Source organism: Nocardia sp. NPDC050717, assembly GCF_040654275.1.
Classification (GTDB): domain Bacteria; phylum Actinomycetota; class Actinomycetes; order Mycobacteriales; family Mycobacteriaceae; genus Nocardia.
This window is the reverse complement of the sequence record NZ_JBFAHR010000004.1, coordinates 175,317-188,065: the sequence shown is the minus strand read 5'-3', so window position 1 is coordinate 188,065 and position 12,749 is coordinate 175,317. Positions and strand designations below refer to the sequence as shown.

14 protein-coding genes are annotated in these 12,749 nt (G+C 69.6%); 8 read left to right on the top strand and 6 right to left on the bottom strand.

Going from position 1 to position 12,749, the window contains the following annotated elements:
- The first annotated feature begins 107 nt into the window (after positions 1-107).
- On the top strand, positions 108-755 hold the full coding sequence (locus AB0H56_RS11495) for a TetR/AcrR family transcriptional regulator (RefSeq protein ID WP_357160695.1): 648 nt from the start codon (positions 108-110) through the stop codon (positions 753-755).
- 9 nt (positions 756-764) lie between these two features.
- On the opposite strand, the gene AB0H56_RS11490 is transcribed toward AB0H56_RS11495, so the two are convergent.
- Positions 765-1,700, bottom strand: a complete 936-nt coding sequence (locus AB0H56_RS11490; protein ID WP_357160692.1) for an oxygenase MpaB family protein — start codon at positions 1,698-1,700, stop codon at positions 765-767.
- A gap of 178 nt (positions 1,701-1,878) precedes the next feature.
- Between AB0H56_RS11490 and AB0H56_RS11485 the strand changes: the two genes are divergently transcribed.
- On the top strand, positions 1,879-2,541 hold the full coding sequence (locus tag AB0H56_RS11485) for a TetR/AcrR family transcriptional regulator (RefSeq protein WP_357160689.1): 663 nt from the start codon (positions 1,879-1,881) through the stop codon (positions 2,539-2,541).
- Between the two features lie 8 nt (positions 2,542-2,549).
- On the opposite strand, the gene AB0H56_RS11480 is transcribed toward AB0H56_RS11485, so the two are convergent.
- Together AB0H56_RS11480 and AB0H56_RS11475 are read right to left on the bottom strand one after the other, a co-directional pair.
- Complete coding sequence (locus tag AB0H56_RS11480) at positions 2,550-3,239, bottom strand: hypothetical protein (RefSeq protein WP_357160687.1); 690 nt, start codon at positions 3,237-3,239, stop codon at positions 2,550-2,552.
- A gap of 94 nt (positions 3,240-3,333) precedes the next feature.
- Positions 3,334-3,885, bottom strand: a complete 552-nt coding sequence (locus AB0H56_RS11475; protein WP_357160684.1) for a TetR family transcriptional regulator — start codon at positions 3,883-3,885, stop codon at positions 3,334-3,336.
- A gap of 111 nt (positions 3,886-3,996) precedes the next feature.
- On the opposite strand from AB0H56_RS11475, the gene AB0H56_RS11470 reads away from it, so the two are divergent.
- Complete coding sequence (locus tag AB0H56_RS11470; RefSeq protein WP_357160681.1) at positions 3,997-4,572, top strand: GNAT family N-acetyltransferase; 576 nt, start codon at positions 3,997-3,999, stop codon at positions 4,570-4,572.
- A gap of 79 nt (positions 4,573-4,651) precedes the next feature.
- Here AB0H56_RS11470 and AB0H56_RS11465 read toward each other — a convergent pair whose 3' ends face one another.
- A complete protein-coding gene (locus AB0H56_RS11465) occupies positions 4,652-5,047 on the bottom strand; it encodes a hypothetical protein (RefSeq protein WP_357160678.1) in 396 nt (131 codons plus the stop codon).
- A gap of 254 nt (positions 5,048-5,301) precedes the next feature.
- Between AB0H56_RS11465 and AB0H56_RS11460 the strand changes: the two genes are divergently transcribed.
- Positions 5,302-6,234, top strand: a complete 933-nt coding sequence (locus tag AB0H56_RS11460) for a nitrilase-related carbon-nitrogen hydrolase (protein WP_357160675.1) — start codon at positions 5,302-5,304, stop codon at positions 6,232-6,234.
- Between the two features lie 123 nt (positions 6,235-6,357).
- Here AB0H56_RS11460 and AB0H56_RS11455 read toward each other — a convergent pair whose 3' ends face one another.
- Together AB0H56_RS11455 and AB0H56_RS11450 are read right to left on the bottom strand one after the other, a co-directional pair.
- Positions 6,358-6,798: a hypothetical protein gene (locus AB0H56_RS11455; protein WP_357160672.1), complete on the bottom strand. Its 441-nt coding sequence runs from the start codon at positions 6,796-6,798 to the stop codon at positions 6,358-6,360.
- Between the two features lie 184 nt (positions 6,799-6,982).
- A complete protein-coding gene (locus AB0H56_RS11450) occupies positions 6,983-8,074 on the bottom strand; it encodes an AraC family transcriptional regulator (protein ID WP_357160669.1) in 1,092 nt (363 codons plus the stop codon).
- A 271-nt stretch (positions 8,075-8,345) separates the two neighbouring features.
- On the opposite strand from AB0H56_RS11450, the gene AB0H56_RS11445 reads away from it, so the two are divergent.
- The 4 genes from AB0H56_RS11445 (at position 8,346) to AB0H56_RS11430 (ending at position 12,727) form a co-directional block, all read left to right on the top strand.
- Positions 8,346-9,320 carry a quinone oxidoreductase gene (locus AB0H56_RS11445; RefSeq protein ID WP_357160666.1) on the top strand — a complete coding sequence of 325 codons (975 nt, stop codon included), beginning with the start codon at positions 8,346-8,348 and terminating at the stop codon, positions 9,318-9,320.
- Between the two features lie 27 nt (positions 9,321-9,347).
- Positions 9,348-10,217 (top strand): TauD/TfdA family dioxygenase, encoded by an 870-nt coding sequence (locus AB0H56_RS11440; protein WP_357160663.1) that lies wholly within the window; start codon positions 9,348-9,350, stop codon positions 10,215-10,217.
- A gap of 50 nt (positions 10,218-10,267) precedes the next feature.
- Positions 10,268-11,320 (top strand): 3-keto-5-aminohexanoate cleavage protein, encoded by a 1,053-nt coding sequence (locus tag AB0H56_RS11435; protein ID WP_357160660.1) that lies wholly within the window; start codon positions 10,268-10,270, stop codon positions 11,318-11,320.
- A 69-nt stretch (positions 11,321-11,389) separates the two neighbouring features.
- Complete coding sequence (locus AB0H56_RS11430) at positions 11,390-12,727, top strand: MFS transporter (protein WP_357160657.1); 1,338 nt, start codon at positions 11,390-11,392, stop codon at positions 12,725-12,727.
- Positions 12,728-12,749: the final 22 nt, after the last annotated feature.

The window sequence follows — 12,749 nt, the reverse complement described above, 5'->3', positions numbered from 1 at the left end:
TCGGGATGCCGCGCGCCCGTCGGCGATCCGTTCCCACGGGCTGCGGGCACAATGGGTCGCATGGTCTACGTCATCGCCTCGGCCGCGACGTCGGTGCCGGATCGCCGATGCCGTCGCTGACCCGCGTCCCGCGATCGGCCCGCAAACCACCCGACGACCGGCGCGCCGAGTTCGAGCGCCGGGTGCTGACGGCGGTCGAGGACCTGCTCGCCGACGGCACCCCCTTCACCGAGATCGCGGTGCAGAAGATCGCCGCCGCCTCCGGCTCGGCCCGCTCCACGTTCTATCGCTACTTCCCGGACAAGAGCAGGCTGCTGATCCGGATGGCGGAGCTGGCCACCACCGACCTGTTCGCGGCGGCCGAATCCTGGTGGGGCGCCGAGCACACTGATCAGCAGGCCGGTGTCGTCGCGGCCATGCGCGCGATGATCGGCGGCTTCCGCGACTATCGCTACCTGCTGCTCGCGCTCAGCGAAGTCGCCTCCTACGACCGGGAAGTCGGCGCCTACTGGCGCGCGCGGGTGGCCACCTTCCTCGAACTGGTGCGTGCGCGGCTCGAGGCCGAACGCGCGGCGGGCCGGGTCGGGCCGCGGCTCGATCCGCAGGCCACCGCGCTGGTGGTCACCTCGATGGTGGAACGCACGATCTCGGTGGCCTTCGCCGTCGACACCGGGATCGACGACGAGGCACTGGCCGAGTCGCTCGGCCGCGCGATCTGGCTCGTCATCTACGGTGACGCGCCCCCGGCCGGCTGACGGCCGGTCTCAGCGCCGGGCCAATCGGAGTTCGGGGTCGGGGGCGAACGAGGTCAGTCCGACGTCGCGGTACTTGGTGACCAGGCGCTCGTACTTGCGCCGGTTCCGCGCCATCGGCGAGTCGGTGACCGCCGCGGGCAGCCGCTGGTAGGCGACCCGCAGCAGGGTGGTGAGTACGCGGAACTCGATGTCCTGCCTGCGATTCCAGCTGATCGGCATCTTGGCGCGTACCCCCGGGTGCATGATGCCGCAGCCAAGGATCATGGCGAGGTGGCCGAAGGTGGGCGCGCCGAGTCGCCACAGCGGACCGACGGCGGCGGGCAGGAAATCCGGCCGGGGCGCCCGCCGGACGGTGCCGGTGGCCGCCTCGAGCGCCGGGGTGACGCGCAGTTCGGAGATCATGCGCTCGTAGTGCTCGACCAGCTCCGCGTAGTCGGCGATGGGCCGCGAATTGCCGGGCAGGTGCAGGCCGCTCGTCTTGTGCAGGTAGTGCTCCCAGATGGCCTGGCTCTCCGCGGGCGTCGGGGTGTCACCGGTGAGCGCGAGGTAGGCGCCGCGCTGGACGAAGAAGGTCGAGTAGAGAATCCAGTTCCACGACTGTGGATTGAGTGCCGAGTACCGTTCCCCGTCCGGGCCGACGCCCTTGACGTCGCGGTGCAGCAGCATCAACCGCTGCGACTCGGCGTCACGGTCGGCGTCCTCGCCGTGGTAGATCAGCTGGTCGGCCGCCGCGGTGCGGATCGCGCGGCTCCACGGCTGGTCGCGCGTGCGCCCGGTCGCCTCGAGGGCGGCCGAGACCGGCGGCAGCATCGGCTGGTCGAAGAGGGCGACGCCGAACAGCCCGAACAGGATCGATCCGCCGACGTTCTCGAATCGTTCGACCGCCCCGGTGGTGGTCCGGGTGGCGTCGAACGTGCGCTCCTGGTGTGGCACGGGACAGGTCATCGGTGAACTCCTTTGTTCCGCCTGCTGCGGTTCTGGTGCTACGTGACACCAAAACCGATCTGGTGTCAGAGTGCACCAGAATTGACGGATGGTCAAGAGTGCTCGGTGGGCTCTCTCCATTACTCTGGTGCAGTGCAGCACCACAAACTTCGGTGGGCATCGGATCGGGAGGTGGCCCATGACTGAGCGGACGAGCACCGCGGCGGCGCGGGCTTACGGGGGAGTCGCCGCCGAGGAACGCCGGTCCCGCCGTCGCGACGCGCTCCTCGATGCCGCGCTCGACCTGCTCGCCGAGGGCGGCGCGTCCGCGGTCACCAAGCGGGCGGTCTGCGCCAGGGCCAAGCTCAACGACCGCTACTTCTACGAGCACTTCGCCGATCGGGACGCCCTGCTCACCGCCCTGGTGGAGGAACACACCGCGCTCGGCATCATCGAGGTCGTCGCCGCCGCGCACGCGGCCGCGCCCGACATCCACAGCCAGGTGTACGCCGCCGCCGACGCCGCGATCGGCTTCCTGCTCGCCGACCCACGGCGCCCGGCCCTGCTGCTCAGCGCGCACAGCACCGAGTCGCTGCAGGCCGCCCGCCTCACCACCCAGCACGCCATCGCCCGCGCCATGTCGGCCGTCGCCCGCGAACTCGTCGCCGAACCCGCCGACCCCCTCGACTCCGACCTGGCCGCCTACACCGTCGTCAGCGGCAGCCTCGAACTGGTCGCCGCCTGGATGCGCGACGAATTCCCCGCCACCCGCGCCCACCTCACCGACCTCATCGCCCGGCTCCTCCTGATCACCGACAATTCTGGCGTCCTCCAGGTGGCGGGGGCCAAGCCGGCGCGCTGACGCCGCGGTTACGGCTCGTCGATACCGGGCGGGCGGATCGCCTCGGCGCGATCGCCGAACAGATAGTCGCGGTAGGCCCGGAGATATTCGACGAGGTCGTCCTGGTCGGCGAAGCGGGCCCCGGTGGGGTCGAACCACTGCTCCGGTGTCGGACGCTGGGAGATCATGTGGGCGAGCGCGTCTCGTACCAGGTCGCCGTAGTCCGGATCCGAGGCGACGATGGTCCGTTCCATCGAGATCTTGTGCTCCCACATGTCCCGGCCGAACTCGGGTCGATGGATCCACACCAGGGGTGTTTGCAGCCGTCGGATGTGCGGGATGTCGTCCCACCAGGTCGGGTGCAGGCCGACCAGCGGGGTCGGTCGTCCGAAGCGTTCGGCGCGCTCCCTCGCGGGGACGACACCACGGGGCCGCCATGTCGGACCGGTGCGGAGATTGTCCGGCGGGAACCATATGCCCCGCCAGACCGGAACGCCGAAATACGGCGGATGCAGCCGGGGCAGCTCCGCCACCGAAATGTCGGCGGTGATCCGCCGTACGGGCGGCAGCGGTGCGTCCGGAACCAGATCCGCGGCCATCGACAACGCGTCACGCTCGTCGAACGCCGTGACGCCGATACCGTGAACCAGCCGGGTCCAATCCGGCGGTGACGGCTGGGAGATGTCGAACTCGATCCAGAACCGCCGCACCGTGGACAACCGCTGAGCTCCTCGTCCTCGGACCCGTTCGCTCGTGTGCCGGTTCGGGTGCGTACGCCGAGGATACGCGCGGGGTGCGTGGAGTTCCTCGCGGTCAAGGTATTTCGGCGCGGATCGCGGAGAGCATGATCATCCGCACCGGCAGCGGTGGGTCGTCGGAGATCCGGGTGATTCCGGCGAGCCCGACCCCGAGCATCAGCAGGCGTCCCGCCGCCGCCCGCGCGTCCGCGGCGCCGGACAGGACGTCCGTGAGCACATCGGTCAAGTGGGCGAGGGTTTCGAGATAGCTGACCGCCACGGGGCCGCGAATCTGGGCGTGCGCGCCTGCCTCTGCCCACCGGGCCAGCGCCTCTCCCTCCTCGCTCTCGCCGACCAGGTCGGCGAAGAACAGGGTCAGCGCCGCGTACGGGTCGAGGTCGACGACGGCGCGCTGATAGGCCCGCACCTCGCGGGCCGCGTACCGTCGCCACGCCTCGGCGGCGAGCTCGTCGGTGGAGGAGAAGTGATGGTGGATCTGCCCCGGCGAGCCGCCGAGCTCGTTCGCGACGGCGCGCGCCGTCACCGCGCTCAGACCCGCTCTGGCCACCACCGTGGCGGCCGCCTCGACGATCGAGTCGCGGCGCGCCGCGCGGGCGAGGTAGGCCATCGGTGTCTCCGTCACAGGTTCGCTCGGCCTCGGACAGCGAGCGTCGGGATGCGATCGTACGCGGCCGGAAAAGAACTGGACACCAAATTTGTACATGGGTACAAATTGATCGTGCCCACGTCCATTCGCCCCCTGACCACCGCGGACCTCGATCGCGCGGCCCAGATCCTCGGCGCGGCCTTCGCCGACTACCCCTGGACGACCTGGTGCGTCGCGCGCGACGACCACCTGCGCCGTGTCACCGCGCTGCAGCGCCTCTACCTCGAGCACCTGGCCCTGCCGCACGGCCGCGCCTACATCGACGACACGGGCAACGGCGTGCTCGCGCTGATCCCGTCCGACGCGCCCGCCCCGTCCGAGGAGGTGTCGGCCAGAATCGCCGAATTGCACGGGGACCGCCTCGATCGCCTGATGGCGGCCGAAGAACGGATGTCGACACTGCCCGTCCCCGACGGCGCCTGGCTCCTGGCGACCATCGGCACCACCCCGGACTCGCGAGGAACCGGACTGGGCACCGCGCTGATGGCACACGGCCTGGCCGAGCTGGACCTGGCAGGCCACCCCTGCTGGCTCGACACCTCGACCGAACGAAACCTCCGGCTGTACGAGCGATTCGGGTTCGCGGTGGTTGGTCACCTCACGCACGACGGCGTGCCGGTCTGGCGAATGCACCGGCACGCGGCTTAGCCGTCCCAGGCGAAGCCGTACGACCGAATCACTGTCAGCGACAGCGGCTTCGGCCGTACCGTGGGCGTTCGGTCGCACGTCAGGCGGCGAGGGCGGCGGCGATCTTGGCTGCCATCGCCGTGACGGCGGGGCTCGGTGCTGCCTTGCCGGCGTGCGCGGCGTCGACCGCCACCAGGACCGTGTCGCGGAAGTTCGCCGCTTCGCCGGGCTGGTCGGCCAGGCACGCCATGGCGGCGGTGAGGGCGGGCAGGACGTGGTCGGCGAGTTGGGCGACGGTCTTGCCCGGCAGCCGGATGTCACGGGACTTGGCCGAGAGGACGTGGCCGGTGAGGCCGGTGGCGGAGGTCAGGGCGGTGGTGCCCTGCGCGATGGCCTTGTGCGGCGCGCCCGCGGCGGCCAGCAGGGAGACCGCGCCGTAGGCGGCGGTGCGCAGGGTAACCTTGTCCTGGTCGGTCAGGGTGCTGATGGCGTTCATGTCGTGTTCCTCGTTTCGGTGGTGGCCCCGGGTTTTCGGGTCCGCTTCGTTGATGAACACACTCTGTCGGGCCGCGCTGATACGAACCTGACGTCTCGCTGACAGCATCGCTGACACGATCACGCGCGTCTCCCCGCGCCATGAGCGGACCTGCTTTCACCCGGCATCGTGATCTCGGTCTCGGCTGCGTGAGGGCCGCGCGTGCCCGGTGTCTTTCCTCGTACAAGGTGTCACAGCTGGTAACGAGGAGAACGATGACGAGCAGGGTGCGAGTGGCGGCGGTGCAGGCCGAGCCCCGGTGGCTGGACCTGTCGGCCGGAGTGGACCAGGTCATCGCGTTGATCGAGGCCGCGTCGGATCAGGGAGCTCGGCTCGTGGCCTTCCCCGAGACGTTCGTGCCCGGTTTCCCGTGGTGGATGTGGCTGCCCGCGGTCCAGTGGGACGCTGACATCACGGCCAGGTACCACGCCAATTCGATGGCCGCAGACGGCCCGGAGCTCCGGGCGATCCGCTACGCCGCGCGCCGGCGCCGCATCCACGTCGGCCTCGGATTCTCCGAGCGTGCCGCCGGTGGCGCGTACATGTCGCAGGCGCTGATCGACGACGAGGGCGCCATGGCGGTCTCCCGCAAAGCCCTGCCCACGGCACTGGAACGCACCGTCTTCGGCACGGCCGTGCGGCGGCCGCTGGTGCGCGACACCGCCTTCGGCCGGATCGGCGTCCTCGGCGGCACCGACCATTTCCTGCCCGGGGTGTGCGAGGCCATGCAGGAGGCGGGCGAACACATCCACCTGGCCTCCTGGCCCGGCTTCACCGTCGCCCGTGGCGGCACGGAAACCGATGTGCCGCAGCTGAGTACCGCCGCCTGCCGCCGATACGCGCGGGCGAGCCGCAGCTATCTGATCGCGCCGACGGCAGTGGTTCCGCTGTCCGGATGGCAGGCAGGCGACGTGGGCCGCCCGGACGTGCTGCACGGCCGCAGCGGCGTCGCCCGGATCCTCGGCCCCGACGGCCTCGACCTCGCCACGCCGCTGGCCCCCGACGAGGAGGGCCTGCTCGTCGCCGACCTCATCGTCGCCACCGCGGCCGACCGCCGCCCAGCTTCGCCTGGCACCGACCGCCGCCCAGCTTCGCCTGGCACCGACCGCCGCCCGGCCTCGCCCGGCGCCGACCGAGCCCTCGCCTGACCGAGCCTTCGCCTGGCCGAGCCCGTGCGTGACCGAGCGTTTGCCTGACCGAGCCAGTGCCTGGCCGAGCGCTTGCCTGAGCGCCCCTTGCCTGAGCGGCCCGGCTCCCAACAGCCGGCGACGCTAGCGATCCGGTGTGGCCTCGTGCCCGGGCCGCCCGTGCGTACGGCGGTCTTCCTTCATCTCGGCCTCGTACAGATGCGTGCGGCCGTCGACGAGCGCGTCCCTGATCTCCCGTTCGAGCTCCCGGAACCGCGCGTAATACCCCTCGTCGTACTCCTCCACGATCTGGAAGGTCCACCGACCAGGCAGCACGTTGCGGCCGACCAGCTCGGTGGCGAGCCGGTCGGCGAGCTCACCGTGCCCCGCGTCGCGCAGCATGTCCACCGCCTCACCGAGCGCGAGATCGGCGCCCCCGGTGAGCTGATGAAAGCTGTAGAGGTGCCCCCGCGCCCGCTCGGTGGTCTCCAGCGCCTCGGACAGCTTCCCCACCGCGGCCACGGTCGCCGTATCGACCCCCGCCGGCCGTTGATGTCGCCCCGCGGGCTGCTCGTTGTCGGTCATGACGAAAGGCTATCGCCGTCCGATCCAGTCTGCCGCCGACGACCCCGCTCAGGATCGATACAAAGCCGAACGCCCTTGTGCACCACCGTATTGGGCAAATCGTCATCGTCGTCCGGATCACCGGAGTCCGCGGGATCGGGCAGTTCCGCCCGCTCCTCGGCGAAGCCGCGCGAAGCTGGGTCCTTCACCGTTCCCGGAGGAATGAGCCCGGAGGTCGCGGGCCCTGGTCGCGCGCAACGGCAGGCGGCTCGGCAGCCGGTCGCGATCGATGCCGGTCCGCGGCGGACATGGCCCGCCACCGGCTGGGGCTGTGCCCGAATCTGGTGCGGAACCAGCGGGAGAAGTTGCCCGGTGAGGAGAACGCGAGCAGGTCGGCGATCTCGGTGAGGGCGTGGCGGCGGCTGGCGACCATGTGCTCGGCGAGCTCGGCCCTGGTGGCGTCGACCAGCGAGGTGAACGTCGCGCCCTCGGCAGCGAGGCGACGGTGGACGGTACGACGGTCGACGCCGAGGCTGCGGGCGATCTGGTCGACCGAGCAGCGTCCGGTCGGCAGCAGCAGCTCGATGAGTTCGCGGACGCGCTCGGAGGTCGTCGTGGCCGGGGCGGCCCGCGGCGCGTTGACGATCTGCTGCGCGTAGGTGCGCAGCTGGGGGTCGGCCATGGCATTGGGGGCGTCGAGATCCGCGGTGTAGACGAGTATTCCGTTGAAGTCCTGGTCGAAGCCGACATGCGGGCCGAGGACGCGGAGGTGGGTGCCGCGGTCACGCGGGGCGGGGTGGGTGAAGCGGACTTCCAGCGGTTGCCAGGTGGGCCCGAGGAATCCGCGCATGAGGCCGTACAGGATGCCGACCGCGAGCTCGATGGCCTGCCTGGTTTCGCCCGGCACGCCGAGATCGAGGCTCAGGCGCAGGGTGGCGATGTCGTTGTGCTCGGTGATCCCGGTGTGCAGTGATTCGTTGAACATGTGCTCGTAGCGAGTCATGATCCGCAGCGCGCTGCGCACGTCGGGTTCCTCGCGGATGACCATGCTCAGCGGCCCGAGATTGGCGAAGCGGCGCCGTTCGGCCAGCCGCAGGCCGATGTCCTCGTGCCCAGACGCGGCGGCGGATCGTTCGAGCAGGTCGGCGATCGCGGCGGCGGGCACCCAGCGGTCCTGCACGCTGAGACCGGCGGGGTCGAGTCCGCCCGCCCGGAGCAGTGCCACCGGGTCGAGCCCCAGCGATCGACCGAGCTCGACGAAACCATGGATGGCCGCGTAGCGGGCGAGCGGCTTCACGCGATCTCCTATGTCCCGAAATGAACAGAAACTCGTCCCCACAGGATAAGCATCGAGTCGTGGGCCGAAATACAGTGGTTCCCATCACAGTGCTGGCGACGGGCGAATAAGGCGAGACCGCGGGTGATGGACCCGCCGGCAGCGACCTTTCGCTCCCACCACGCGATCGCGGACTCCGGCGCGGTACGTCACCGCCCCGGAGGCCCCGAATTCGGCACACCGATGCCGACCGCGCCCACATCCGTGCGCTCGATTGAAGAGGAGATCTGTTGTGGCACAAGCTGTTCGATTCCATGAAGTCGGCGGCCCCGAGGTCCTGCGCTGGGAGGACGTCGAGGTGGGACACCCCGGCCCCGGCGAGGTGCGGGTCCGGCACGAGGCCGTCGGGCTGAACTTCGCCGACACCTACTTCCGCACCGGCCTCTACCCGGCTCCGCTCCCCGCGGGCATGGGCGTCGAGGCGGCCGGGGTGGTCGAGGAGGTCGGCCCGGGCGTCACCGGTTTCGCGGTGGGGGACCGGGTCACCTACACCGGCAGCCCGCTCGGGGCTTACAGCACCGAACGGGTGCTGCCCGCCGAGCATCTGATCGCCCTGCCGGACGGCATCGGCTTCGATACCGCCGCGGCGATGACGATGCGTGGTCTGACCACCGCCTACCTGCTGCGCCGGATCCATCCGCTGCGCGCGGGCGACACGGTTCTGCTGCATGCCGCGGCCGGCGGCGTCGGGCTCCTGTTCGTCCAGTGGGCGAAACTGCTGGGGCTCACTGTGATCGGCACGGTCTCGACCGAGGAGAAGGCGCGGATCGCCCGTGCCCACGGGTGCGATCACGTCATCGTCTACACCCGCGAAGACGTCGCGGCAAGGGTGCGGGAGATCACCGGGGGCGCCGGCGTGCCGGTCGTCTACGACAGCATCGGCGAGACCACGTTCGACACCTCGCTGAATTCGCTGGCGCGGCGTGGACTGCTGGTGTGCTTCGGCACCGCCTCCGGTCCCATCCCACCCATCAATGCCATGCAGCTGGCGATGAAGGGCTCGCTGTTCGTCACACGTCCCGCGCTCGCCGACTACATCGCCGATCCCGCCGAGCGCGCCGAGCTGGCCGGTGAGCTGTTCGCGCATGTCGCGGCCGGCCGCATCCGCGTCGAAATCAATCAGCGCTACAAGCTTTCCGACGCCGAACAGGCCCACCGCGACCTGGAGTCCGGCCGCAGCGTCGGCTCCTCGGTCTTCACTCTCTGATCCCGGCGACACCACTGGAGGACAACGATGACAACCTTTGCCGGATCCATCACCGCGACGCCACTCACCTGTTCGATCGGTGCCGAATTGCTGGACGTGGATCTCGCGCGGGTCGCCGCCGATGATGCTCTCTTCGCCGAATTGCGCGCGCTGCTCCTCGAATACAAGGTGCTGTTCGTCCGCGATCAGAACATCAGCCGTGCCGACCATGTCGCGCTGGCGCGGCGATTCGGCCCGCTGGAGGACCACCCCGTCCTCGGCAGCGACCCGGACCACCCCGGGCTCGTGCGTATCTACAAGGATCTCGACAGCCCGCCCGAGCATTTCGAGAATTCCTTTCACTGCGACGCCACATGGCGGGAGAACCCGTCGATGGGTTCGGTCCTGCGGTGCGTGCAGGCACCGCCGGTCGGCGGTGACACCATCTGGGTGAACATGGCCGAGGCGTACCGGCGCCTGCCCGAGCGGGTGCGGACGCGGATCGAGGGCCTGCGGGCCCGGCACAGCATCGAAGCCAGTTTCGGCGCGGCGATGCCGGAGGACCGGCGGCGCGATCTCGCCCGGCGGTATCCCGATGCCGAGCACCCGGTGGTGCGCACCCATCCCGAAACCGGTGAGCGCGTGCTGTTCGTCAATTCCTTCACCACGCATCTGGTCAATTACCACACGCCGGAAAATGTGCGCTTCGGCGCGGATTACGCCCCCGGCGCCGCCGAATTGCTGCATTACCTGATGCGGCAGGCCGCGGTTCCGGAATTCCAGGTGCGCTGGCGCTGGACGGAGAACAGCTTCGCGATCTGGGACAACCGCTGCACGCAGCATTACGCCGTCCAGGATTACTGGCCCGGGGTCCGCAAGATGGAGCGCGCGGGCATCGTCGGCGACAAACCGTTCTGACTTTCCTTTCGCACACCTCACGACTGTTTCGATACCGATCGGAGAAGATCATGCATTTCCACGACGATGCGCTGTTCCCGGAAAACCAGGACAAGCTGGTCATCACCTGCGCGCCGTACGGCCCGGAATGGGAGCCCGACGACTTCCGCGAGGACCTGCCGCTGACCATGGAACAGCACATCCAGCAGGCGGTGGACTGCTACGAGGCGGGCGCGTCGGTCCTGCACATCCACGTCCGCGAGCTGGACGGCAAGGGTTCCAAGCGCCTGTCGAAGTTCAACGAACTGCTCGCCGGGCTGCGCGAGGCGGTGCCGGACATGATCCTGCAGGTCGGCGGGTCCATCTCGTTCGCGCCGGAAGGCGAAGGCGCCGACGCGAAGTGGCTCTCCGACGACACCCGGCACATGCTCGCCGAACTGGACCCGAAGCCGGACCAGGTGACCATCGCGATCAACACCAGCCAGATGAACATCGTCGAGCTGATGACCGAGGACGACATCGCGGGAACCTCGATCCAGCGTCCCGAGCTGTACGAGACCTATCGCGAGATGACGGTGCCCGCCGGCCCGGCGTGGGTCGAGGAGCATCTGCGCAGGCTGACCGCCAACGGCATCCAGCCACACTTCCAGCTCTCCAGCATTCCGCAGCTCGAGACCGTCGAACGGCTGATCCGGCGCGGCAAGTACCTTGGCCCGCTCAATCTCACCTGGGTGGGCATCGGTGGTGGGTTCGACGGCCCCAACCCCTACAACATCATGAACTTCATCCAGCGGGTGCCCGACGGCGCGTGCCTGACCCTGGAGACCTTGATGCGCAGCGTGCTTCCGGTCAACGCCATGGCCATCGCACTGGGCCTGCACCCCCGGTGCGGCAACGAGGACACCCTGTGGGGTCGCAAGGGCGAGAAGATGAAGTCGGTGGACCAGGTGCGGCAGTTGGTGCGCGTCGCCAGGGAATTGGGCCGCGAGGTCGCCGACGGCAAGCAGGCGCGCGACATCTACCGGATCGGCGAGCAGTACGCGAGCGTCGACGAGACCCTCGCCAAGCTCGGCTACGCCCCCAACCGCAGGCCCGGCCAGGTCGGTTTCACCCAGCACGCCTGAGTCGTCTGTCTATTCACCAGCTCCGGTGCGTCTCCACCGTCTCGACGCACCGGGTTCGTAGGAGCACCGATGAAGTTGCACACTACCGCCGCCGGGGCGGCCGACGACACCGTCGCCGCCTCGGTCGAGGCGAATCGGCATGCCGGACACCGTCGCCGCTATCCGTGGGTCGTCTTCGCGCTGGCCTTCGGTCTGCTGCTGGCCGACTACATGTCCAGACAGGTGCTGAGCGCCGTCTTCCCCTTCCTGAAAACCGAATGGGCACTGTCCGATTCGCAACTGGCCTCGCTCACCAGCGTGGTCGCGCTCATGGTCGGCATTCTCACCCTGCCGTTGTCGGTGCTGGCCGACCGCTGGGGGCGGGTGCGCAGCCTGGTGCTGATGGCGGTGCTGTGGAGCGCCGCGACCCTGCTGTGCGCCGTCGCGGCGAACTACGAGCAGATGCTCGCCGCTCGCTTCCTGGTCGGTGTCGGCGAGGCGGCCTACGGCAGTGTCGGGATCGCCGTCGTGCTCAGTGTTTTCGCGCCCCGGATGCACGCCGCGCTCAGTGGCGCGTTCATGGCGGGCGGTTCGTTCGGATCCGTCCTCGGTGTCGGTGTCGGTGGGGTCGTCGCCGTCCAGTTCGGGTGGCGCTGGTCGTTCGCCCTCATGGCCGCATTCGGTCTGGTGCTGGCCGCACTGTTCAGCGTGGTGGTGAGCGAGTCGAGGCTCGCCAGGAACGCGGCCGACCAGCAATCCGGCGCCGCGCCGCCCGGCACCGGTTTCCGCGCTCCGGTCTCGACGCTGTTCACCAACCCGGCGGTGGTGTGCGCCTACGTCGGCAGTGGCTTCCAGATCTTCACCGCCGCGGTGCTGCTGTCGTGGATGCCGAGTTTCTTCAACCGCAACTACGATCTGGCGCCGGACCGGGCCGGCGTGGTCGCCTCGGTGTTCGTGCTGCTCGTCGGCTCGGGGATGGTGTGCTGCGGCATGATCACCGACCGGGTCGGCCGCGACGACATGTCCAGGAAATGGTCCGCGGCGATCGTGTTCTGCACCCTCTCGCTGGTCTGCCTCGGGGTCGGCTTCGGCCTCGGCGACGGTCCGGCACAGCTGCTGCTGATCGGGATCGGCGCCTTCTTCTCCGGCGGCTCCTCCGGCCCTACCGCGGCGATGGTCGCCAATCTGACCCACACATCGGTCCGCGCGTCCGCGTTCGGCACCTTGACGCTGGCCAACAGCCTGCTGGGGCTGGCCCTGGGACCGTTCGTCGTCGGTGTGCTCGCCGACCACATCGGCCTCGGCGCCGCGCTGCGCCTGACCCCGCTGGCCTACCTGCTCGCCATAGGGGCGCTGCTGCTCGGCAGACGGGTCTACCCGGCCGGGCTGCGCGCACTGGCCGCCGTCGAACCGGCGCCCGGGCACTGAACTCGAAAGGAAGTACCGCACA

What these genes read in the sequence shown, in the direction of transcription:
- AB0H56_RS11495 (WP_357160695.1), top strand. Translation starts at nt 108, where the DNA reads ATGCCGTCGCTGACCCGCGTCCCGCGATCGGCCCGCAAACCACCCGAC.
- AB0H56_RS11490 (WP_357160692.1), bottom strand. Translation starts at nt 1,700, where the DNA reads ATGACCTGTCCCGTGCCACACCAGGAGCGCACGTTCGACGCCACCCGG.
- AB0H56_RS11485 (WP_357160689.1), top strand. Translation starts at nt 1,879, where the DNA reads ATGACTGAGCGGACGAGCACCGCGGCGGCGCGGGCTTACGGGGGAGTC.
- AB0H56_RS11475 (WP_357160684.1), bottom strand. Translation starts at nt 3,885, where the DNA reads ATGGCCTACCTCGCCCGCGCGGCGCGCCGCGACTCGATCGTCGAGGCG.
- AB0H56_RS11465 (WP_357160678.1), bottom strand. Translation starts at nt 5,047, where the DNA reads ATGAACGCCATCAGCACCCTGACCGACCAGGACAAGGTTACCCTGCGC.
- AB0H56_RS11460 (WP_357160675.1), top strand. Translation starts at nt 5,302, where the DNA reads ATGACGAGCAGGGTGCGAGTGGCGGCGGTGCAGGCCGAGCCCCGGTGG.
- AB0H56_RS11455 (WP_357160672.1), bottom strand. Translation starts at nt 6,798, where the DNA reads ATGACCGACAACGAGCAGCCCGCGGGGCGACATCAACGGCCGGCGGGG.
- AB0H56_RS11440 (WP_357160663.1), top strand. Translation starts at nt 9,348, where the DNA reads ATGACAACCTTTGCCGGATCCATCACCGCGACGCCACTCACCTGTTCG.
- AB0H56_RS11435 (WP_357160660.1), top strand. Translation starts at nt 10,268, where the DNA reads ATGCATTTCCACGACGATGCGCTGTTCCCGGAAAACCAGGACAAGCTG.
- AB0H56_RS11430 (WP_357160657.1), top strand. Translation starts at nt 11,390, where the DNA reads ATGAAGTTGCACACTACCGCCGCCGGGGCGGCCGACGACACCGTCGCC.